The organism is Micromonospora sp. NPDC047730 (assembly GCF_043204765.1).
Taxonomy (GTDB): Bacteria; Actinomycetota; Actinomycetes; order Mycobacteriales; family Micromonosporaceae; genus Micromonospora.
On the sequence record NZ_JBIDCU010000014.1, the window covers coordinates 151,061 to 170,204 of the forward strand.

General features: G+C 74.8%; 20 protein-coding genes. 12 read left to right on the forward strand and 8 right to left on the reverse strand.

Annotation, left to right across the window (positions count from 1 at the left end):
* Positions 1 to 62: 62 nt before the first annotated feature.
* Positions 63 to 506: an RrF2 family transcriptional regulator gene (locus tag ACGF5G_RS27055; RefSeq protein WP_393267666.1), complete on the reverse strand. Its 444-nt coding sequence runs from the start codon at positions 504 to 506 to the stop codon at positions 63 to 65.
* Between the two features lie 125 nt (positions 507 to 631).
* Here ACGF5G_RS27055 and ACGF5G_RS27060 point away from each other — a divergent pair, with 125 nt between their 5' ends.
* The 3 genes from ACGF5G_RS27060 to ACGF5G_RS27070 all read left to right on the forward strand — a co-directional run bounded on the left by ACGF5G_RS27060 (position 632) and on the right by ACGF5G_RS27070 (position 4,275).
* Positions 632 to 1,888 carry a globin domain-containing protein gene (locus ACGF5G_RS27060; RefSeq protein ID WP_393267669.1) on the forward strand — a complete coding sequence of 419 codons (1,257 nt, stop codon included), beginning with the start codon at positions 632 to 634 and terminating at the stop codon, positions 1,886 to 1,888.
* Positions 1,889 to 2,110: 222 nt separating this feature from the next.
* Positions 2,111 to 3,322, forward strand: a complete 1,212-nt coding sequence (locus tag ACGF5G_RS27065; RefSeq protein ID WP_393267671.1) for a glycosyltransferase — start codon at positions 2,111 to 2,113, stop codon at positions 3,320 to 3,322.
* Positions 3,323 to 3,411: 89 nt separating this feature from the next.
* Positions 3,412 to 4,275, forward strand: coding sequence for an alpha/beta fold hydrolase (locus ACGF5G_RS27070; protein WP_393267674.1), 864 nt, complete (start codon positions 3,412 to 3,414; stop codon positions 4,273 to 4,275).
* A gap of 107 nt (positions 4,276 to 4,382) precedes the next feature.
* Here the strand turns inward: ACGF5G_RS27070 and ACGF5G_RS27075 are convergent, their stop codons facing one another.
* On the reverse strand, positions 4,383 to 4,553 hold the full coding sequence (locus ACGF5G_RS27075; protein WP_350706584.1) for a hypothetical protein: 171 nt from the start codon (positions 4,551 to 4,553) through the stop codon (positions 4,383 to 4,385).
* A gap of 268 nt (positions 4,554 to 4,821) precedes the next feature.
* Between ACGF5G_RS27075 and ACGF5G_RS27080 the strand changes: the two genes are divergently transcribed.
* Positions 4,822 to 5,448 carry a hypothetical protein gene (locus ACGF5G_RS27080; RefSeq protein WP_393267678.1) on the forward strand — a complete coding sequence of 209 codons (627 nt, stop codon included), beginning with the start codon at positions 4,822 to 4,824 and terminating at the stop codon, positions 5,446 to 5,448.
* 180 nt (positions 5,449 to 5,628) lie between these two features.
* The gene (locus ACGF5G_RS27085; RefSeq protein WP_363704184.1) at positions 5,629 to 5,994 is read left to right on the forward strand and encodes a hypothetical protein; all 366 of its coding nucleotides are present in this window, start codon (positions 5,629 to 5,631) and stop codon (positions 5,992 to 5,994) included.
* 109 nt (positions 5,995 to 6,103) lie between these two features.
* On the opposite strand, the gene ACGF5G_RS27090 is transcribed toward ACGF5G_RS27085, so the two are convergent.
* Positions 6,104 to 7,024 (reverse strand): DUF72 domain-containing protein, encoded by a 921-nt coding sequence (locus ACGF5G_RS27090; RefSeq protein ID WP_393267681.1) that lies wholly within the window; start codon positions 7,022 to 7,024, stop codon positions 6,104 to 6,106.
* A 131-nt stretch (positions 7,025 to 7,155) separates the two neighbouring features.
* On the opposite strand from ACGF5G_RS27090, the gene ACGF5G_RS27095 reads away from it, so the two are divergent.
* The 5 genes from ACGF5G_RS27095 to ACGF5G_RS27115 all read left to right on the forward strand — a co-directional run bounded on the left by ACGF5G_RS27095 (position 7,156) and on the right by ACGF5G_RS27115 (position 11,428).
* Entirely contained in the window at positions 7,156 to 7,659 is a 504-nt protein-coding gene (locus ACGF5G_RS27095) for a DinB family protein (protein WP_393267682.1), read from the forward strand.
* Positions 7,660 to 7,781: 122 nt separating this feature from the next.
* A complete protein-coding gene (locus ACGF5G_RS27100) occupies positions 7,782 to 8,585 on the forward strand; it encodes a hypothetical protein (protein WP_393267685.1) in 804 nt (267 codons plus the stop codon).
* Positions 8,586 to 8,786: 201 nt separating this feature from the next.
* Positions 8,787 to 9,545 carry a Pr6Pr family membrane protein gene (locus tag ACGF5G_RS27105; RefSeq protein ID WP_393267687.1) on the forward strand — a complete coding sequence of 253 codons (759 nt, stop codon included), beginning with the start codon at positions 8,787 to 8,789 and terminating at the stop codon, positions 9,543 to 9,545.
* A 297-nt stretch (positions 9,546 to 9,842) separates the two neighbouring features.
* Positions 9,843 to 10,889, forward strand: coding sequence for an NAD(P)-dependent alcohol dehydrogenase (locus ACGF5G_RS27110; protein WP_393267690.1), 1,047 nt, complete (start codon positions 9,843 to 9,845; stop codon positions 10,887 to 10,889).
* A gap of 23 nt (positions 10,890 to 10,912) precedes the next feature.
* Positions 10,913 to 11,428: a 2'-5' RNA ligase family protein gene (locus ACGF5G_RS27115; protein ID WP_393267692.1), complete on the forward strand. Its 516-nt coding sequence runs from the start codon at positions 10,913 to 10,915 to the stop codon at positions 11,426 to 11,428.
* A 101-nt stretch (positions 11,429 to 11,529) separates the two neighbouring features.
* Here the strand turns inward: ACGF5G_RS27115 and ACGF5G_RS27120 are convergent, their stop codons facing one another.
* Positions 11,530 to 12,459 (reverse strand): DMT family transporter, encoded by a 930-nt coding sequence (locus tag ACGF5G_RS27120; RefSeq protein WP_393267695.1) that lies wholly within the window; start codon positions 12,457 to 12,459, stop codon positions 11,530 to 11,532.
* A 102-nt stretch (positions 12,460 to 12,561) separates the two neighbouring features.
* Here ACGF5G_RS27120 and ACGF5G_RS27125 point away from each other — a divergent pair, with 102 nt between their 5' ends.
* The gene (locus tag ACGF5G_RS27125; protein WP_393267698.1) at positions 12,562 to 13,458 is read left to right on the forward strand and encodes a LysR substrate-binding domain-containing protein; all 897 of its coding nucleotides are present in this window, start codon (positions 12,562 to 12,564) and stop codon (positions 13,456 to 13,458) included.
* Positions 13,459 to 13,636: 178 nt separating this feature from the next.
* Entirely contained in the window at positions 13,637 to 14,473 is an 837-nt protein-coding gene (locus tag ACGF5G_RS27130; protein ID WP_393267700.1) for a S1 family peptidase, read from the forward strand.
* 108 nt (positions 14,474 to 14,581) lie between these two features.
* On the opposite strand, the gene ACGF5G_RS27135 is transcribed toward ACGF5G_RS27130, so the two are convergent.
* The 4 genes from ACGF5G_RS27135 to ACGF5G_RS27150 all read right to left on the reverse strand — a co-directional run bounded on the left by ACGF5G_RS27135 (position 14,582) and on the right by ACGF5G_RS27150 (position 19,085).
* On the reverse strand, positions 14,582 to 15,502 hold the full coding sequence (locus ACGF5G_RS27135; protein WP_393267702.1) for a carbohydrate ABC transporter permease: 921 nt from the start codon (positions 15,500 to 15,502) through the stop codon (positions 14,582 to 14,584).
* Between the two features lie 58 nt (positions 15,503 to 15,560).
* Positions 15,561 to 16,511 carry a carbohydrate ABC transporter permease gene (locus tag ACGF5G_RS27140; RefSeq protein ID WP_393267705.1) on the reverse strand — a complete coding sequence of 317 codons (951 nt, stop codon included), beginning with the start codon at positions 16,509 to 16,511 and terminating at the stop codon, positions 15,561 to 15,563.
* A gap of 8 nt (positions 16,512 to 16,519) precedes the next feature.
* Positions 16,520 to 17,872, reverse strand: coding sequence for an extracellular solute-binding protein (locus ACGF5G_RS27145; protein ID WP_393267708.1), 1,353 nt, complete (start codon positions 17,870 to 17,872; stop codon positions 16,520 to 16,522).
* Between the two features lie 130 nt (positions 17,873 to 18,002).
* The gene (locus tag ACGF5G_RS27150) at positions 18,003 to 19,085 is read right to left on the reverse strand and encodes an NYN domain-containing protein (protein WP_393267710.1); all 1,083 of its coding nucleotides are present in this window, start codon (positions 19,083 to 19,085) and stop codon (positions 18,003 to 18,005) included.
* Between the last annotated feature and the right edge of the window lie 59 nt (positions 19,086 to 19,144).

Sequence of the window (19,144 nt, forward strand, 5' to 3'; positions counted from 1 at the left end):
ACCGCGTCCCGGAACCCCGTGCCGCCCGGCGCGGGGTTCCGCCGCGTCCACGCCCGGATCAGTCACGCCCCGGGGCGGGCGCGGGGCAGGCCGAGGGCGAGCAGCACCGGACCGGTCGGCCCGTCGACGAGGCCGCCGAGGGTCACCCCGTCCAGCACGGCGAGGAAGGCGTCACGGGCCCGACGCAGCTCGTCCCGGAGCCGGCAGGCCGCGCGCAGCGAGCAGGCCGGCTCGTCGCAGGACACCACCTCGTCGTCGCCCTCGAACGCCCGGACCACCCGCCCGACCGTGGTCTCGTGGCCGCCCTCGGCGAAGGCGACCCCGCCGGAGCGGCCCCGGATCGTGACCAGCACGCCGAGCCGCTGCAACCGCTGCACCACCTTCGCCACGTGGTTGCGGGGCAGCGCCAGTTGGTCGGCCAGCTCGTCCACGGTCATCCGCCGTGGGTTCGCAGCGGTGAGCATGGCGATCCGCAGCGCCATGTCGGTGGACCGGTTGAGCTTCACGTCCCGACCCTAGCCAGCGCCGACGCGCCCCACCACGGGCCGACGGACGCGATCTGTGATCCACCCGACCCCCGACCCGGGACCTTCGGCCCTAAAGAGGTATCTCGAATGCCTGTTTTGCTGGCATGGCCCGAGCGGTTCAGCGCATAAGGAGACAAGTCGTGCTCTCGGAGTCCTCAACAGCAGTGGTGACGGCGACCCTGCCCGCCGTACAGGCGCACGGCGAGGCGATCACCGGCCGGTTCTACCAGCGGATGTTCGACGCCCACCCGGAGCTGCTCGACATCTTCAACCGCGGCAACCAGGCGACCGGGGCGCAGAAGGCCGCGCTCGCGGCTTCCGTGGTCGCGTACGCGGAACACCTGACCGGCGGCAGCAACGCGCCGTGGGGCCCGATCCTGGACCGGATCGCGCACAAGCACGCCTCGCTCGGCATCACCCCCGGCCAGTACACAATCGTCGGCCGGCACCTGCTCGCCGCCGTCGGCGAGGTGCTCGGCGACGCGGTCACCCCGGAGGTCGCGGCGGCCTGGGACGAGGTGTACTGGCTGCTGGCCTGCGAGCTGATCGCCCGGGAGGCCCGCCTCTACGTCGGGGCGGGGCTCGCCGAGGGCGCGTCGGTCTGGCGGAACTGGCGGGTCACCGGTCGGGTCACCGAGGCGGTGGACGTCGTCTCGTTCACCCTGGTCCCGGCCGACGGCGGCCCGGTGCCCACCTTCGTCCCGGGCCAGTACGCCTCGGTCGCCGTCGACCTGGACGAGGGCCGCGGGCAGCAGATCCGCCAGTACAGCCTCTCCGGCCGGCCGGGGGCCGACCACTGGCGGATCACCGTCAAGCGGGTACGCGGCACCGACGCCGGCCCCGACGGCATGGTCTCCACCTTCCTGCACGAGCACGTGGCCGAGGGCGACACCCTCCGGCTCAGCCCGCCCTTCGGCGAGGTCAGCGCGGTGGCCGGGGAGGGCCCGCTGCTGCTGGTCAGCGCCGGCATCGGGCTGACCCCGGCGATGTCCGCCCTGGAGCACCTGGCGGCCACCGAGCCGCACCGCCCGGTGGTGCTGGTGCACGCCGACCGGGCCGGCGCGGCGCACGCGTTCCGCGGCGAACTGCCACGCCTGCACGCCGCGCTGCCCAACCTGCGCACCGCTCTGTGGTACGAGGACGTCACCGACGCCGAGCTGGCCGGGCTGGCCGCCGAGGTGGCCGGCGGCCGGGTCGACCCCGCGTTGATCCCGCTCTCCCCCGACGCCCACGTGCACCTCTGCGGGCCGCTGCCGTTCATGAACACCGTCCGGGGTGGCCTGCTGCGGCGGGGGGTGCCGGCGGAGCGGATCGCCTACGAGGTGTTCGGCCCGGGCATGCTCCGCGACGACCGGAACTGACCCTCCGCGACCGACCGGCCACCAGTGGTGAGGCTGCTCACCCCACCACCGGCCGGGTCCGCGCCGCCGGCCGGGCGGCCCGCCGAGAACTCGGCGGGCCGGCGGTTAGGCGACAGGGCCGGGGGTAGGGGACTCCGCATGCGGGTGCGACGGGCTCGCGGGGCGACACCGTCCGCGGCGCGACCCGCTCCCGGACGACCGGGCCGGCCGATGGAGGAAGACATGCGCATCGCGATGATCTCGGAGCACGCCAGCCCGCTCGCCGCCCTCGGGGAGGCCGGCGGGCGGCACACGCGGGTGGCGGAGCAGGCCGCCGCGTTGGTGCGCGAGGGGCACGACGTCCGCGTCTACACCCGCCGGGAGTCCGCCGCCCAACCCGACAGCGTGTCCACTCCGGACGGCTACCAGGTGTGCCACGTGCCGGCCGGGCCGGCGCTGCGGTTGCCCGGCAGTGAGCTGATGCCGCACCTGGGTGAGTTCGGGCGCTGGCTGGCCGGTCAGTGGCGCGACGGCGACTGGACGCCGGACGTGGCGCACGCCCATCACTGGATGAGCGGCCTGGCCACCCTGCACGCCGGCCGGCGCACCGGGGTCCCGGTGGTGCTGACGTACCACTCGCTCGGCACCGTCGCGCGGCGGCAGCAGGGCGCCCGGGACACCAGTCCACCAGGCCGGATCGGCTACGAGCGGGCCCTGGGCCGGGCCGCCGACCGGGTCGTCGTGCAGTGCCAGGACGAGATCGGCGAGCTGGTCCGCCTCGGCGTGCCCCGGTCCCGGATGGTGCTGGTCCCCTGCGGGGTCGACCAGGAGCTCTTCCGTCCCGACGGGCCCGTCGCCCCGCGCGACCCGACCCGCCGGCGGATCGTCACCGTCGGCCGGTTGGTGGAACGCAAGGGCTTCCAGGACGTCATCCGGGCCCTGCCGGCCGTCCCCGACGCGGAGTGCGTGGTGGTCGGCGGCCCGCCGGCGCGGTCGCTCCCCGCGGACGGCTTCGCCCGCCGGCTCCGGGCGCTCGCCGAGTCCTGCGGGGTGGCCGACCGGGTGAAGCTGGTCGGCGCGGTACCCCGCACGGAGTTGGCCGCCTGGTACCGCTCGGCGGACCTCCTGGTGGCCGCCCCCTGGTACGAGCCGGTCGGGCTGGCCCCGCTCGAGGGCATGGCCTGCGGCGTGCCCGTCGTCGGGTCGAATGTCGGCGGCATCGCCGACACGGTCGTCCACGGCCTCACCGGCGACCTCGTGCCGCCCCGGGACCCCCGGGCGTTGGGCACCGCGATCCGCCGGCTGCTCGCCGACAAGGTCCGCCGCTTCGCGTACGCCACGGCGGCGCTGGACCGGGTCCGCAGCCGGTACTCGTGGAAGCGCTGCGCCGAGCAGTTGAGCGCGGTCTACGCCTCGGTCAGCACGGTCGGCCGGACCGCCCCGGCCCTGGCCTGACAGCCGACGGCACGGCGGGCGCCGGCGACGCGGGCGATCCCCACCACCCTCGGTTACCCGTCGGTAGCCTCGAGCCGTAGCCTGGGGCGATGAACGCGACGGGGGAATACCGGCAGGAGTTCGTCGAGGTCGACGGGGCCCGGATCGGGCTGCAGGTCTACCCCGAGCCGGACGGCGTCGCCGACGCGCCGCTGGTGCTGGTCTCACCGGCGATGGGGGTGCGCGCCCGCTACTACCGGCCGTTCGCCGCCGAGCTGCGCGCCGCCGGCCTCGCCGTGGCGGTGGCCGACCTGCGGGGCACCGGGGAGAGCACGCCGGCGCCGAGCCGCGCCTGTCGCTACGGCTACGCGGAACTCGCCGCCGACGTGGGCGCCGTGCTGGCGGCGCTCAAGGCCCGGCGGGACGGGCGGAAGACGGTGCTGCTCGGGCACTCCCTCGGCGGGCAGACCGCGCTGCTGCACCTCGCCGTGCACGGCGCCCACGACGTCGACGGGCTGGCTCTGGTCGCCGTCGGCATGCCCTGGTGGCGCAGCTACCCGGGACTGCGCGGGTACGGCGTCCTGCCGTACACCCAGGGGATCGCGGCGACGGCCCGGCTGCTCGGCGTCTGGCCCGGCTGGGGCTTCGGCGGCCGGCAGGCGCGCGGGGTGATCCGGGACTGGGCGCACACCGCGCGGACCGGCCGCTTCCCGCGCCTGGGTGGGGTGGACGCCGAGGCGGCCGTCCGGGAGCTGCGCAGCCCCGTGCTCGCGGTCAGCGTCGACGACGACCAGTACACGCCGCACGAGACGCTCGACCACCTCTGCGCGAAGCTGGCCGCGGCGCCCGTCGTGCGCGAGCGCTACACCGCGGCGCAGGCCGGCGCCCGGATGGACCACTTCACCTGGGTACGCGCCGCCGCGCCGCTGGCGGCCCGGGTGGCCCGCTTCGCCACGGACCTGCCGGCCCGCTGAGGCGTCCTCGGCCGACCGTTGCGCGCCACGGTCGGGTCGGTCCCGCCGACGTCACGCCCGCACGCCTCCCCGGGCGGCGTGCCGTGTGCCCGCCGCCCGGAGCCCGGTCACTCGTCGGTCTCGACGGGCACCATCTCGCCGTCCCGCTCGACACGGGTCTCGCCGCGCTCGGGCGGCGGCGGCACCTGGGACGTCGTCTTGCGCGGATCGTTGCCCGGGTGCATCAGCACCGCGTCGGTGGAGGCGGTCTTCTCCCGGCTCTCGTCGGGCTGCGACATCCTCTTCCCCTCTCGCTCGGATCGTCCGTCCCGCGATCTACCCGCACCGGCCCCGCCGACTCCTCCCGGCCGCGCCCCGTCGCCGGTGCGACCGCCCGTACCCGCCGCCGCCCGGACGGGTCCGCGCCGCGGCGCGGCGCGGCCACGCCACCGGTCCCCGGTCTTCCCCGGAATCCGCGTGACCGCGCCCTATCGGCAGGTGACGGACGGGCATAGCCGACCGGGCGGCGGGTATGCCGCAGCGCCCAACACGGTGGAAGGGGATCAGATGTCCGAACGGCACACCGCACTGCGCTCGATGCACGATCTGGGCCTGGCGGCCTGGTTCGGGGGCTCCCTGATGGGAGCGTTCGGCGTCAACGGCGCGGCGGCACAGATGAACGACTCGACCCAGCGGTTGCCGATGGCCTCGGCCGGCTGGGCCCGGTGGACGCCGGTGAACGCCGCCGCCATCGGGGCCCACCTCGCGGGCGCCGTCGGCGAACTGGTGACGGAGAGCCCCCGGGTGGCGGCGCAGTCGGGTGTCGCCCGGGTCAGCACGCTGAAGACCGCGCTGACGGTCGGCGCGCTGGCGGTGACCGGCTACAGCCGGATGCTCGGCATGAAGCTGGAGAAGGCCGGCGGCCCGTCGGTCGAGGGGGTCACCGAACCCAATTCGCAGACCCCGTCGAACGTGGCGTCCTGCCAGCGGAAGATGCGGATGCTCCAGTGGGCGGTGCCCGCGCTGACGGGGGCGCTCATCGTGGTGACCGCGTACATGGGCGAGCAGCAGAAGCCCGGCGAGGTGTTCCGGGGGATGCTCGGCCGCGCGGGCGGGCTGCCGAAGGGGATGGGCGCGGTGATGGCGATGGGCGCGGCGGCCAAGAAGAGGCGGATGGCGATGTCCGGTCGCTGACCGGGCGACGTGCCCACCGGCGTCCCGCCGACTCCTCGGCGGCGGGGCGCCGCTCCGCGTCCGGAGTCGGGCGGGGCGGGTCCGCCCGGCACGACCGCGCCGGGGCGCCCGCGCAGGCATGACCGGCCCCGGGACGGGCAATCGAGGCCGGTAGCGGCGGACCCGACCAGCGAGGTGACCATGGCGGCAGGAGACGGACGCAGCGGGGGCAGGCGCACACCGGAGTCGATCACCCCGTGGGTGACCAGGGACGGCTTCGACGCGGAACCGCCCTGGGGCACCGGCGAGCACGACCCGATGGACGAGGGCAGTGAGGAGACCGCCGTGCCGGAGGGCCGGCGCGGGGACCGCCGCGCCGGCGAGCCGGCGGGGCCGGCCGGGAAGGGGGGCCGGCACGGATTCGGGCCGACCGAGCCGACCCGTACGCTGCCGGCCGGACCCGGCGCGCCCCCGGACCCGGCGCCGTCCCGGCGGACCTTCCCCGACGCCGCCGACGTCGAGGAGCGGACGGAGGACGCGCTACGGACCCGGGGCCGGCGCTCCTGAGCGAGGTGGGCGGCGGCGCGGTACGTCCCGGCCGTCCCCGGCCTCGGGGCTCGGCCCGGTCGACGGAATTGGTCCGGCTGGGCCTGCCGAACGGGCCGCCCGCCCGCCGTCAGGAGGGCGACGCCGCCCCCGCCCGCGCCGGGCGGCCCCGCCCCACCGGTTCGACGCCCAGCAGTTCGGCCAGCCGGTCCGCGTCGCGCTGGGCCTGGTCGCCGCAGCAGTTGTTGAACAGCACGTGCAGCTCGCCGGCCTGCCCGGCCAGCTCGGTCAGCAGCTCCGACCAGCGACGCAGTTCCTCGTCGCCGTACGCGTAGCGGAACTTCTCCTGCTTGTCCCCCGTCCCCCAGGCGCTGCTGTGCCCGTGGAAGCGGACGACCGCCAGCTCCGCCGTGGCGAACAGAATGGGCGGCACCGACGAGGGGTGCCCCTGCGGCATGTCCACGCAGACGAACGACAGGTCGCGCTCCCGCAGGAAACCGAGCGTGTCCAGCGCCGCCGTGCCGTCGAACCAGGACCCGTGACGCAGCTCGACGGCGACCCGCCACGGCCGGCAGCGCTCGGCCAGCTCGGCGATGCGCCGCTCGGCGGCGGCGCCACGGGCCAGCCACGGCGGGAACTGGAGCAGGACCGCGCCGAGCCGGTCGGCCGCCGCGATCGGGTCGAGCGCCGCCCGGAACCGGTCCCACAGCTCGTCGTACGCGGTCGCCGGCAGGTCCCGGCGCCGGATCCGGCTCGGGCCGCCGGCCGGGCGCAGGTCGCGGGGCAGCGCCGCCACCGGGGTCGGGTGGCCCGTGAAGAGGCTGAAGGCCTTGACGTCGAAGGTGAACCCCTCCGGCGTGGCGTCGACCCACCCCTGCGTCGTCTCGGGCACGGGCACGGCGTAGTAGGAGGTGTCGACCTCGACCAGGGGAAACCGCCCGGCGTAGAAGCCGAGCCGGCCGGCCGGGGTGTTCGCCGCACGCGGGTACCACCCCGAGCGCAGCAGCATCTGGTCCGCCCAGGACGACGTGCCCACCTTGATGACACCCATGTGGTTCAGTGGATCGCGGATCGGACGAATCGGCAACCGGTGGCGGAAAGCCGGCACGCCAGGACGCGGTTTCTGTCGGTGGCCGGCCCTATCCTGAGCCCGTTCGGACGTCCGTGAAGAGGGGTGGCGGGATGACCACGACAGAGCAGCTGACCGGTGAGCGGGCCGACCTGGTGGAGACGCTGCGCCTGCACCGCGGCTTCCTCCGGCAGACCGTCGCGGGGCTCACCGACGAGCAGGCCGCGACCCGCAGCACGGTCAGCGAGCTGTGCCCGGGCGGCCTGATCAAGCACGTGACGCAGGTCGAGCACCGGTGGATGCGGTTCGCCGTCGGCGGCGCCGAGGCGATGAACAGTGAGCCCCTCGACTGGGCCGCCCAGTTCCGCATGCTCGACGGCGAGACCCTCGCCGGGCTGCTCGCCGACTACGACCGGGTGGCCGCCGCGACGGACGAGCTGGTCGCCACGCACGACCTCGACGCCGCCCACCCGCTGCCGCAGGCCCCCTGGTTCGAGCCCGGCGCGAGCTGGACGGTCCGCCGCGTCCTGCTGCACCTGATCGCCGAGACCGCCCAGCACGCGGGGCACGCCGACATCCTCCGCGAGGCCATCGACGGCGCCAAGACCATGGGCTGACGCCCCCGCGCGGCCCGCCCCGCCCCGCTTCCCGGCCCGGTGGTTGTCGGACGTCACACTCCATTCCGTGTGACGTCCCGGCATCTGGCGGCGCTGAGGGACACGAGATGAAAGCACACCGGATGGACCAGGAGACCGTCGAGCGACTGCTCGGCGGTCCGGTCGTCGACCCGCGGGACGCTCCGCAACCTGTCGCGTCGCTCCTGACGGCGGTCCGTGCCGCACCCCGCGCGGCTGAGCTCGCCGGGGAGGACGCCGCGGTACGGGCGTACCGGCTGGCGCGGGCCGGCACCCCCGTCGGCAGTCACGAGCGGAGTCGTCGGGGCCGCGCCCTCGCCGGCTTCGGCGTTCGCGCCGCGCTGGCCGGTGTCGCTCTCGCCGTCACCGGCGGGGTGGCCTTCGCCGCGGCCGGGGGCACCCTGCCCGGACCGCTGCGTGGCCCCGCCCCCAGCGCCGCCACACCCGCGCCGCCTCCGGCCGTCTCCCCCACCGCGGGTCCCGGCCGGCCGTCCGCGCCGCCCACCACGACGGAGGGCCGGCCCGACCCGAGCGCGTCCGTGGCAGCGCTGTGCCGGGCCTACCGGACGGACGGCGACGGCCCGGGCCGCGCCCTGGACAAGCCGGCCTTCGACGACCTCGTCCGCGCGGCCGGCGGCCGCGGCAAGGTGGCCGGCTACTGCGACCGCCTGCTGCCCGGCGAGTCGGCGGGCGCCGGGTCATCGGGCACACCGGTCGACCGGCCCGGCGGCACCCCGACCCCCCAGCCGTCCGGGCGACCCACGACATCACCCTCCGTCCCGGCCGGCCGGCCCCCGGCGCCCGGCGACGTCCAGGTCTCGCCCGGCGACATCCGGGTCTCACCCGGCAACGTCCAGATCTCGCCCGACCACGGTCGCTCCACACCGGGCAGCGGCGACGGGCGCTGACCCCCACGCCATCGCGCCGCGGGGCACGGCGGACCACCGCTGTCCGGGGTCACGCACCGCTCCGGGGCGTCGCCGGGAAGGGGCCGCCGCGCACGTGACGAACGCGCCGCGCGGGTGGCTCGGCCAGCCGGTGGGACGCCGACGCGCACCGGCCGGCGCTCGCCCGGTGACCCAGATCGGCCCGGCTGATAGCTTGCCCCGATGAGTCTGCGGCGTCGACGCGTGGCGATGCTCTTCCGCGTGGTGATCGTGATCAGCGTGCTGGCCGGGATCGTGCTCACCGCGCTGGGTCCCGCCACCGTCACCGGCCTGCTGCCGTACTTCACCATCCAGAGCAACGTCGCCGTCGGTCTCCTCGCCGGATACGCCGCCTGGCTGGCCTGGCGGGACCGTCCCGAGCCGCCGTCGCCGCTCAAGGGCGCGGTCACCCTCTACATCACCATCACCGGCGTGGTCTACCACCTGGTGCTCGCCAACCCCGCCAGCCCGTTCGCGATGCCGCAGCCCGACCGCGCGTTCGGCGAGGCGCTGGGCAACCAGTTCCTGCACACCGTCGTGCCGCTGCTCGCGGTGGCGGACTGGGCGCTGTTCGACCGGCGGGGCCGGCTCCACCCGCGGTATGCGGCGTGGTGGCTGGCGTTCCCGCTGGGCTACCTCGGTTTCGCGCTGGTCCGTGGGCTGGTGGTCGAGCGGTACCCGTACCCGTTCCTCGACGCCGGGGAGCTGGGCTACGACGGGGTGGGCGTCAGCGCGGTCTTCTTCGCCGTCGCGTTCTGGCTGCTCGGCCTGCTCTTCGTGGGCGTCGACCGGGGCCTGGCCCGCCGTGCCGGACCACCGGCCGCCCCCGCCGCGCCCTCGTCCGGTCCGGCCGCCCCGGCGCAGCGGTCGGCGGCCGTCGATTCCGCCCCGGTGTCGGGCGCCGCCCCGGGCGGCCGGCCCGACGCGCCGGCCGTGCCGTGACGACCGCGCTCCCGGCGACCGTCGCAGAGCTGTACGCGGTCCGCGACCAGTACCCAAGGCCAGCGGTGCGGGCTCGACATCGGGCCGCACCTGTCGGTGTGGGCAGCCGACGGTTCGGAGCAGGACACCGGCTGGGGTGAGCCCGACTCACCCGGACGGGGTGAGACGCGGGAGGCGCCCAGCACCGCGCCGCTCGACGGGGCGCAGCGCTGCGGCCACCGGAAGGCGGATCGTTTGACCGGGCGCTGAGCGGGCAGGCGGCGGGCGGAGCCGGAAACCGGAGGACAGGAGACATTCATGCGCGCGCTGCGGTTGCCGAACTGGAAGTCGGAACCCGAGTTGGTCGAGGTCGACGAGCCGACCCCGGGCCCCGGGCAGGTGGTCGTGAAGATCGGGGCCGCCGGCGCGTGCCACTCCGACCTCCACCTCATGCACGACTTCGAGGCCGGCGCCGTGCCGTGGAACCCGCCGTTCACCCTCGGCCACGAGAACGCCGGCTGGGTGCACGCCCTCGGCGACGGGGTCACCGGGCTGACGGTGGGCCAGCCGGTGGCCGTCTACGGCCCGTGGGGCTGCGGCACCTGTGCGCGCTGCCGGGTGGGCATCGACCCGTACTGCGAGAACATCGCCGAGGCGCCGGTGCCCGGCGGTGGCGGCGGGCTCGGCCTGGACGGCGGCATGGCCGAGTACATGCTGGTGCCGCACGCCCGGCACGTGGTGCCGCTGCCCGAGGGGCTCGATCCGGTGCTGGCGGCGCCGCTGACCGACGCGGGCCTCACGCCGTACCACGCGATCCGCCGCTCCTGGCAGAAGCTCGGGCCGACCAGCACCGCCGTGGTGATCGGCGTCGGTGGGCTCGGCCACGTCGGCGTGCAGATCCTCAAGGCCACCACCGCGGCCCGGGTGATCGCGGTGGACACCCGCGAGGAGGCGCTGAAGCTCGGCGAGGAGTGCGGCGCGGACCTCACCATGCTCTCCGGCGAGGGCACCGCCCAGGAGATCCGCCGGGCCACCGGTGGCCGGGGCGCCGACGTGGTGCTGGACTTCGTCGGGGCCAACCCCACCCTCGCGCTCGGTGCCGCCGCCGCCCGCACCGTCGGCGACCTCACCATCGTCGGCATCGGCGGAGGCACCCTGCCGGTGAGCTACTTCGGCGTGCCGTACGAGGTGAGCATCCAGACCACGTACTGGGGCAGCCGGCCGGAGCTCATCGAGGTGCTGGAACTGGGCGCCCGGGGCCTGGTGAAGCCGAAGGCCAGCACCTTCCGGCTCGACGAGGCGGTCCTCGCGTACCGGAAGATGGCCGACGGCACGCTGGAGGGCCGGGCCGTCGTCGTGCCGTGACCACCACGTCCTAAAGTGATCATGTGGTCGCGGCGCTGGAGCTCTACCTGGACACCGACGCCACCCGGCGAATCCGGGTGCTCTGGGACGCGCTGGAGGCCGAGGGCGTGCAGAGCATGCGGTCGCTGCTGGAGCAGCGCCACCGACCGCACGTCTCGCTCGCCGTCGCGCCCCGCTTCGACCCGGAACGGGTCGCGGCGGCGCTGCGCGGCACGGTGGTGGCCGCGCCGCTGCGGCTGAGCTTCCAGCACGCCGGTCAGTTCGTCGGGCGGGTGCTCTGGCTGGGCCCGACCCCCACCGCCGAGCTGCTCGCGCACCACGCCGAGGTGCACGGCCGGCTGGCCGAGGCCGGCATCGGGCTGGTCGAGCACTACCAGCCGGGGCGCTGGGTGCCGCACTGCACGCTGTCGATGCGGGTGCCGAACGCGCTGATGGCCGCCGCCGTGCGCCGCTGCCTGGAGGTGCTGCCGCTGGAGGCGACCGTGGTCGGCGCGGCCCTCACCGACCACGCCCGGGGCATCTCGGTCCCGCTGCCGTAGCAGCTCGGACCGGCTGACCGCCGGCGCGCCGCGTCGAGCCCGCCGGTGCGCCACCCCGCCCCAGACCCTCGCCGGAGCGCCGCAGCCCGCCGGGTGCGCCGTCATGACCGGGCGGCGACGGGGTGCGGCGGGTTCTCGGCGGGCGGGGCGTCCCTGGCCGCCGCGCCGCGCCGGGTCAGCGCCACGCCGGCGAGCACGACGACCATTCCGACGACCGTACGCGGCGTCAGGCCCTCGCCCAGGAACACGGCCCCCAGCGCCACTGACACCACCGGCAGCAGGTATCCGACGGCGGCGGCGTTCGTCGCGCCCTCCTCCGCGACGACCCGGAAGGTGAGTTGGAATGTGATCGCCGTGCAGAGCACGCCGAGGACGACGACGGCGACGGCGGTCGCCGGGGTGGGCCGGGGCACGACCAGGCCGCCGGCGGGCAGGGCGAGGACGCTCCACCCGGTGGCCGCCACGAGCTGGGCGGCGGACAGCGCGATGGTGGGGGTGCCCCGGCCGGCCAGCTCGCGGCCCATCCAGGCGAAGCCGACCGCGTAACTCGCGGCGGCGCCGAGGATGGCGAGCGAGTCCACGCTGACGAGCCCCGCCCGGCCCCAGGGCGCGAAGATCGTCAGTACGCCGGCGAAGCCGAGCAGCAGCCCGGTCAGTCGGACCGGACGCGGCGCCCGCTCCGTGCCGAGGGCGACCCCGAGCAGCACCGACCAGAGGGGCGTCGTGGCGTTCAGCACGCCGGCCACTCCGGAGTCGACGGTCCGCTCCCCCACGCTGAACAGGGCGAACGGCAGGGCGTTGCAGAAGAAGGCCGCGACCACCAGGCGGCCCCACGTCGCCCGGTCGTGCGGCAGGCGGTGCCCCGCCCAACGGCAGGCGACCAGCAGCGCGGCGGCGCCGAGGGCGCACCGGGCGACGGTGACCTGGGCCGGGGACAACCCCTCCAGGGCCACCTTGATCCACAAGAAGGTCGAGCCCCACAGCAGGGCCAGTACGCCCAGCCGCAGCAACGCCCACGGTCCGCCGCCCATCGCCGCCCCCTGTCTCGCCCGCTCCGCCGTCCCGGTCCACCGTGCCCGGGGCAACCCAACAGCACAAGTGAAGGTTTCTGCCGAACTGTTAAGGTCTGCTACATGCTCGACGTACGGCGGATGCAGGTCCTGCGCGCCGTGGTGACCAGCGGATCGGTGACGGCCGCCGCGGCGCACCTGGGCTACACGCCGTCCGCCGTCAGCCAGCAGATCGCCGCGCTGGAGAAGCAGGCCGGCACGACGCTGCTGGAGCGGTCCGGTCGGGGCGTGCGCCCGACGGCCGCCGGGCGGCTGCTCACCGAGCACGCCGCCGTCATCGGCCGGCACCTCGCCGAGGCGGAGACCGCCCTCGCCGAGTTGCGGGCCGGACGCACGGGGCGGCTGGCGGTCCGCTACTTCGCCACCGCCGGAGCCGCCCTGGTGCCGCCGGCGTTGGCCCGCTTCCGCCGCGAGCACCCCGACGTCCGCGTCGACCTCCGGCTGGTCGACCCCGACGATCCGCTGCCCGAGGTGGAGCGGGGCGAGGCCGACCTGGCCATCGTGGTCCGCCGCCGGGGGCAGGCCCGCGACGGCGTACGGCTCGTCCATCTGCTCGACGACCCCTACCTGGTCGTCCTGCCACGAGAGCACCGGCTCGCCGGCACGCGGGTGCTGGACCTGACCGACCTCGCCGACGAACCCTGGGTGGGCAGCGAGCCCGCCGGCCCGTGCCGGGAGGCCGTGCTGGACGCCTGCGGCGCGGCCGGCTTCAGCCCGGCCGTTGCCGTCGAGAGCGAGGACTACCCGACCACGCAGGCGTTCGTGGCCGCCGGGCTCGGGGTCGGGGTGGTCCCGCGCACCGCGCTGGACAGCCCGCGCCCCGACGTGGTGGTCCGCCCCCTGCGCCACCCGCGGCCGGTCCGGGCGATCCACGCGGCCGTCCGGGAGACCGCGCTGGACCAGCCCGCCCTGCGCGGCCTGCTCGACGCGCTCCGGCACGCCGCCGCCGCGCGCCACTGACACCTCCGCGGCCGCCGCCGCCACGCGCCGCGTCCGCCGGCGTCGATCTTCTCCGGCAGCAGCCCCCGACGGGGACTCCGGCGGGTCCGCAGGCCGCCGCGACCCGTGGCTTGTCCGCGGCAGACCCGCGGGTGGATCCTGTAGGGAATCGACAGAGACGGATCTATCGGAGGTTCGGATGCGTCGTCTCCCGCTCGCCCTGCTCCTGCTCGCCGCGCTGCTGCTCAGCCTGCCGGCGCCCGCCCACGCCGACGCCGCCCGCGCCGCGGCCACGCTCGCGGCGGTCCGCACCCCCGGCACCGCCTGGGGACTCGACCCGGCCACCGGACGGATGACGCTGACCGTCGACGACACCGTCTCGACCCGGGATCTGGCGGCGCTCCGGGCGACCGCCGCCCGCGCCGGGGCGCTGCTGCGCCGGGAGCCGGGCCACCTGCGCGTCCTCATCGCCGGCGGGCAGGCCGTCTACGGCGGCGGCGGACGGTGCTCGCTGGGCGCCAACGTCCGCAGCGGCACCACCGCCTACCTCGTCACCGCCGGCCACTGCACCGTCGCCGCCTCGACCTGGTACGCCGACAGCGCGCAGACCACCGTCCTCGGCACCCGGGCCGGCACCAGCTTCCCCGGCAACGACTACGGTCTGGTGCGCTACACCGGCGGGATCGCCCACCCCAGCGCGGTCTACACCCACCCCGGGCTGCTCACCGTCTACGGCGCCGGCAACGCCTACATCGGCCAGGCGGTCTGCCGCAGCGGCGCCACCACGGGCGTACGCTGCGGCAGCGTCACCGGGCTCAACGCGACCGTCAACTACGCCCAGGGCACCGTGACCGGCTTGATCCGGACCAACATCTGCGCCGAGCCCGGCGACAGCGGCGGGCCCCTCTACGTGGCCGCGACCGGCACCATCCTCGGCATCCTCTCCGGAGGCAGCGGCAACTGCGCCACCGGCGGCACCACCTACTACCAGCCGATCACCGAGATCCTGGCCGCGTACGGCCTGACGATTCCCTGACCGACCGGGCCTTGCGCGCCGCCGGCCGTTCGGCCGCAGAGGCGCGGGTCGACTTCCGCGGGCCCCGGACCGGCCCGGCCCGAACGGCGGGTCGGGCCGGGCCGGGTGTCAGCCCTTGCGGCCGGTGGTGGCGATGCCCTCGACGAAGTGGCGCTGGGCGAGGAAGAACAGCACCAGCATCGGCACGGTCGCGACGACGCTGCCCGCGAGGACGATCTCCCACTGCTGCTCGCCGCCGTAGCCGAAGCGGTCCAGCACCACCTTCAGCCCGCGCGGCAGGGTGTACAGCTCCGCGTCGCGCAGGTAGATCAGCGGCTTCATCAGGTCCGTCCAGCTCGCCTTGAACTCGAAGACGAAGGCCACCAGCAGGGCGGGACGGATCAGCGGAAAGGCCAGCTTCCAGAACAACTGCGGGTAGCTCGCCCCGTCGACCCGGGCCGCCTCGAAGTAATCGCGGGGCAGCGAGAGCAGGAACTGCCGCAGCAGGAAGATGTAGAACGCCGAGCCGAACAGGTTGCCCGCCCACAGCGGCACCTGGGTGCCGGTCAGCCGCAGCTCCGACCAGATCAGGTACGTCGGGATCATGGTGACCGCGAACGGCAGCATCATCGTCGCGAGCACCAGCCCGAACAGGATGTCCCGCCCGGGGAACCGGAAGTACGCGAACCCGAACGCCACCCACGCGCTGGACAGCGTCGCCGCGACCGCCGCCGCGACGCCGACCACCAGGCTGTTGAGCAGCCAGGTGACCAGCGGCACGGCCTGCCACGCGTCGGCGTAGTTTCCCGGCGCGAACGGGGTGGGCAGGAACCCGGTGGAGAAGACGTACTCACGGGGCCGCAGCGAGGCGCTGATCAGCCAGACGAACGGCGCCGTGAACAGCACGGCGGCGCCGACGAGCGCGAGCACGAGCAGCACCCGCTGCCAGACCGGCCGCCCGGCGTCCTCGGCCGCCGGCCGGCGCTCGACGGCCGACGGCACGGCGGCGGCCACGGGGGCGGCGGCCGTCCGCTCGATCGCGGCCGTCACGACCGGCCTCCCTCGGTCCGGCGCGCGCGGGCCACGCCGCGCCGCCCCCGGTGCCCCGTCACGGCCGGTCTCCCTCGTAGTACACGAAGCGGTTGCTCAGCTTCACCTGCACCAGCGTGATGATCAGGATGATCACGAAGAGCAGCCAGGCCATCGCGGAGGCGAAGCCCATGTGCAGGAACTGGAACGCCTCCTGGAACAGGTGGATGACGTAGAACGACGCGGCGTCGCTGTTGAACGAGCCCTGCGTCTGCCGGTTGCCGAAGTACATGGTGTAGACCTCGGTGAACATCTGCAGGGACGCGATGGTGTTGACGACCAGGGTGAAGAAGAGCGCACCGGAGATCATCGGCAGCGTCACGTGCCGGAACCGGGCCCAGCCGCCGGCGCCGTCGATGCTCGCCGCCTCGTACAGGTCGCGCGGCACGTTCTGCAGGGCGGCCAGGTAGATGATCACGGTGGAGCCGAGGCTCCACAGGCTCATCAGGACGATGCCGGGCATCACCCAGTCGGGGTCGGTGGTCCAGCTCGGACCCTCGATCCCGACCAGGGCGAGGCCGCGGTTGATCAGGCCGTCCTGGGTGTTGAGCAGGAGCAGGAACAGGATGCCGACCGCCACCGCCGGGGTCATCACCGGCAGGTAGAAGACCGTACGGAAGAAGCCCTGCAACCGTCCCACCCGCTTGAGCAGCAGCGCCAGCCCCAGCGAGATGGCCATCACCAGCGGCACGTGCAGGGCCGTGTAGTAGACGGTGTTGCCCAGGCTGCGAGCCACCATCGGGTCGGCCATCAGCTCCCGGTAGTTGTCCAGGCCGGTGTACCGGGGCGCGTTGATCACGTCGTACTCGGTGAGGCTGAGCCAGGCGCTGGCGATCATCGGCCCGGCGTTGAAGACCAGGAACCCGACGATCCAGGGCGCCAGGAAGACGTACGCCCAACGCGCCTCCCGCCGGGCCAGCGGCGTACGCCCCCGCCGGCCGGCGGGGGCGGGGACGGTGGTGGTGGCCATCCCCGGGCCTACTTCGACGCCTTGTCCAGCGCGGCGGTCGCCTCCTGCTGGGCGCGGGCCAGCGCCTGCGCCGGCTGCGCCTGGCCGGAGAGCACCCGGTTGACGGCGTCCGTCCAGGCCTTGTCGAACTCGGCGCCGGCGGGCGAGGCGGGCATGGCGAACGCGCTGTCCTGCACCGAGCGGATGGTGGCCACCGCGTCGTCGAACCGCTTGTTGCCGGTGGGCTGGTACAGCTCGTCGAAGATCCGCTTGTCGGCGGCGACGTTGCCCGTGTAGACGCCGGTGAACGGCTGGCCCGCGGCCTTGCGCGCGTCGGCGCGGGCCTTGGCCGCGGCGACCCAGGTGTCGGTGGCGGTCACCGTCTTGGCGAAGGCGCACGCCGCGTCCGGGTTCCTGGCTCCCTTGGGGATCACCCAGGCCTGCCCGGAGGACAGGGTGACGGGCTTGCCCTGCCGATCGACGAAGGGCTTGACCACCAGCTCGGCCTTCGGGCTGTTCTTGGCGGCCTGGTTGAGGAACCACTCCTCCATCGGCCACGCGACGATCTGGTTCTTGGCCAGGGGGTTCTGCGCGCCGAAGAAGTCGAAGGTGTCCCGGAAGGACTTGAACTTCCCCCAGCCACCCTGGTCCTGGATCAGCCTGACGCCGGTGGTGAGCGCCTCGACCACCCTGGGGTCGTCGAGGTTCGCCTTCGTCCCGTCGGCGGAGAGCAGGTCGGCCCCGTTGGCCTTGGCCCACATGGGCAGGAACTCGGGGATCTTCGGGTCGAGGCCGATGCGGGAGAGCCGGCCCCCGGAGACGGTGGCCAGCTTGGCGTTGAGCGCCGACAGCCCCGCCCAGTTCGCGAGATCGACGTCGTCGGCGGTCAGGCCCGCCTGCCGCAGCAGCGCCTCGTTGAGGTAGACCACCCGGACCATGGAGAACTCAGGGATGCCGTAGACGGTGCCGTCGAGGGTGACCTGTTCCCTGGCGGCGGGCCGGTACTGCCCCATGTCGATGTCCTGCTTCTCGACGCAGTCCGTCAGCGACTGGATGGAGCCGCGCTCGGCGTAGGTGCCGATCAGCTTGCGATCCATGTAGACCAGGTCCGGCGGGTTGCCGGAGGCGACCGCGGAGAGGAACTGCTGCTCGTCGAAGGCCCCCTCGGTGATCTTCAGGTCGACGTCCGGGTGGTCGCGCGTGAACGCGTCCACGCGCGTCTTGGCGATCTCGTCGGACAGGCCGAAGCCCATCGTGCTCAGGGCACCCTTGGTGGCCGTGCCACCGCCACCGCCCCCGTCGCCACCGCCGACGCCTCCGCAGCCGCTGAGCGCCAGGGCGAACACCCCGAGGAGCGCAGCCGCCCGCACCATCCGTGTCATGACAGTTCCTCCCGAGAGCCGGCGGGCGGCAGTGCCCGCGCCAGCGCACCTTCTCCGATCCTCGGGATCGTCAAACATCACCGGGGGAATTTGGCGTCCGCGGGAGGGCCGGCGCCAGCCGCCGGTGCGGTCAGGAGGACTGCGGGGTGAGCAGGTAGTCGTCGGCCTCCTGGCTCCACCGCAGGTCGACGATGCCGCTGGTGGCTGCCGCCTTGCAGAACTGGAGGAAGCTGCGGTAGCCGAGCTTCTTCTCGCTGAAGTCGGGCCGCGCCCGGCGAAGCTGGTTCTTCAGGCCGGACAGCGCCACCGCCCCCTCGTCGCCGGCCAGGTCGGACACCACCGAGCGGAGCAGCCCGAACGCCACCTCCCGGTCGCCGTGCTCGGGCAGGGACACCTCGGGGTCGCCCTTGGCGGGGCCCTCCCCCAGCTCGACGACGTTGTGCTGGGCGAGGTGTCGCAGCAGCTCGCCGAAGGTGCGGAACCCGTAGTCGGACTCGCTGAACGTCGGGTCCTTCCTGAGCAGGGTCCGCTTCAGCGTCGAGGCGGTCACCTCGCCGCTGGAGCTGCCCTGCAAACCGGCCACGGTCTGCGCCACCAGCACGGCGAGCGTGTCGACGTCGCGGGCGGCCTCCTCGCCCACCGGCTGCGGCTCGGGCTCCCGCTCCGGCTCGGCCTGCTGCGCCTCCGGGCCGGGCAGCCGCGCCGGGCGGGCGCGCCGGCCCCGCGCCGGGGGGACGTCGACGCCCTCCAGACGGTCGTAGTAGAGGAACTCGTCGCACGCGGGCGGCAGCAGCGCCGAGGTCGACTTCTCCACGCCGACCCCGATGACGCGCTTGTTCAGTTCGCGGAGCTTGTGCACGAGGGGCGTGAAGTCGCTGTCGCCGGTGCAGACCACGAACGTCGAGATGTAGCCGCGCTCGAAGGCCAACTCCACCGCGTCGACGGCCATCTTGATGTCGGCGGCGTTCTTGCGGGAGGCGCCCATGCGCTGGGGTATCTCGATGAGTTCGACGTGGGACCGGGTGAGCATCCGGCGGTCCTCGTCGAAGTACGACCAGTCGGCGTACGCCCGGCGCACCACCACCCGGCCGCGCTCGGCGAGGGCGTCGGCGATGGGGCGCAGGTCGAAGGCCGCGCCGCCGAGGTGGTCGCGCGCCCCCAGCGCGAGGTTCTCGTAGTCGAGGAACAGGGCGATGCGGTCCTCTTGATCCACGCGGACCACCCTACGCCGCCGACGGTCCGACGGCCGGCGACGTGGCGGACCGCGCCGCC

Coding starts and splice junctions, on each gene's coding strand:
- ACGF5G_RS27060 (WP_393267669.1), top strand. CDS start 632: ATGGCCCGAGCGGTTCAGCGCATAAGGAGACAAGTCGTGCTCTCGGAG.
- ACGF5G_RS27065 (WP_393267671.1), top strand. CDS start 2,111: ATGCGCATCGCGATGATCTCGGAGCACGCCAGCCCGCTCGCCGCCCTC.
- ACGF5G_RS27070 (WP_393267674.1), top strand. CDS start 3,412: ATGAACGCGACGGGGGAATACCGGCAGGAGTTCGTCGAGGTCGACGGG.
- ACGF5G_RS27075 (WP_350706584.1), bottom strand. CDS start 4,553: ATGTCGCAGCCCGACGAGAGCCGGGAGAAGACCGCCTCCACCGACGCG.
- ACGF5G_RS27080 (WP_393267678.1), top strand. CDS start 4,822: ATGTCCGAACGGCACACCGCACTGCGCTCGATGCACGATCTGGGCCTG.
- ACGF5G_RS27085 (WP_363704184.1), top strand. CDS start 5,629: ATGGCGGCAGGAGACGGACGCAGCGGGGGCAGGCGCACACCGGAGTCG.
- ACGF5G_RS27090 (WP_393267681.1), bottom strand. CDS start 7,024: ATGGGTGTCATCAAGGTGGGCACGTCGTCCTGGGCGGACCAGATGCTG.
- ACGF5G_RS27095 (WP_393267682.1), top strand. CDS start 7,156: ATGACCACGACAGAGCAGCTGACCGGTGAGCGGGCCGACCTGGTGGAG.
- ACGF5G_RS27100 (WP_393267685.1), top strand. CDS start 7,782: ATGGACCAGGAGACCGTCGAGCGACTGCTCGGCGGTCCGGTCGTCGAC.
- ACGF5G_RS27105 (WP_393267687.1), top strand. CDS start 8,787: ATGAGTCTGCGGCGTCGACGCGTGGCGATGCTCTTCCGCGTGGTGATC.
- ACGF5G_RS27110 (WP_393267690.1), top strand. CDS start 9,843: ATGCGCGCGCTGCGGTTGCCGAACTGGAAGTCGGAACCCGAGTTGGTC.
- ACGF5G_RS27120 (WP_393267695.1), bottom strand. CDS start 12,459: ATGGGCGGCGGACCGTGGGCGTTGCTGCGGCTGGGCGTACTGGCCCTG.
- ACGF5G_RS27125 (WP_393267698.1), top strand. CDS start 12,562: ATGCTCGACGTACGGCGGATGCAGGTCCTGCGCGCCGTGGTGACCAGC.
- ACGF5G_RS27130 (WP_393267700.1), top strand. CDS start 13,637: ATGCGTCGTCTCCCGCTCGCCCTGCTCCTGCTCGCCGCGCTGCTGCTC.
- ACGF5G_RS27140 (WP_393267705.1), bottom strand. CDS start 16,511: ATGGCCACCACCACCGTCCCCGCCCCCGCCGGCCGGCGGGGGCGTACG.
- ACGF5G_RS27145 (WP_393267708.1), bottom strand. CDS start 17,872: ATGACACGGATGGTGCGGGCGGCTGCGCTCCTCGGGGTGTTCGCCCTG.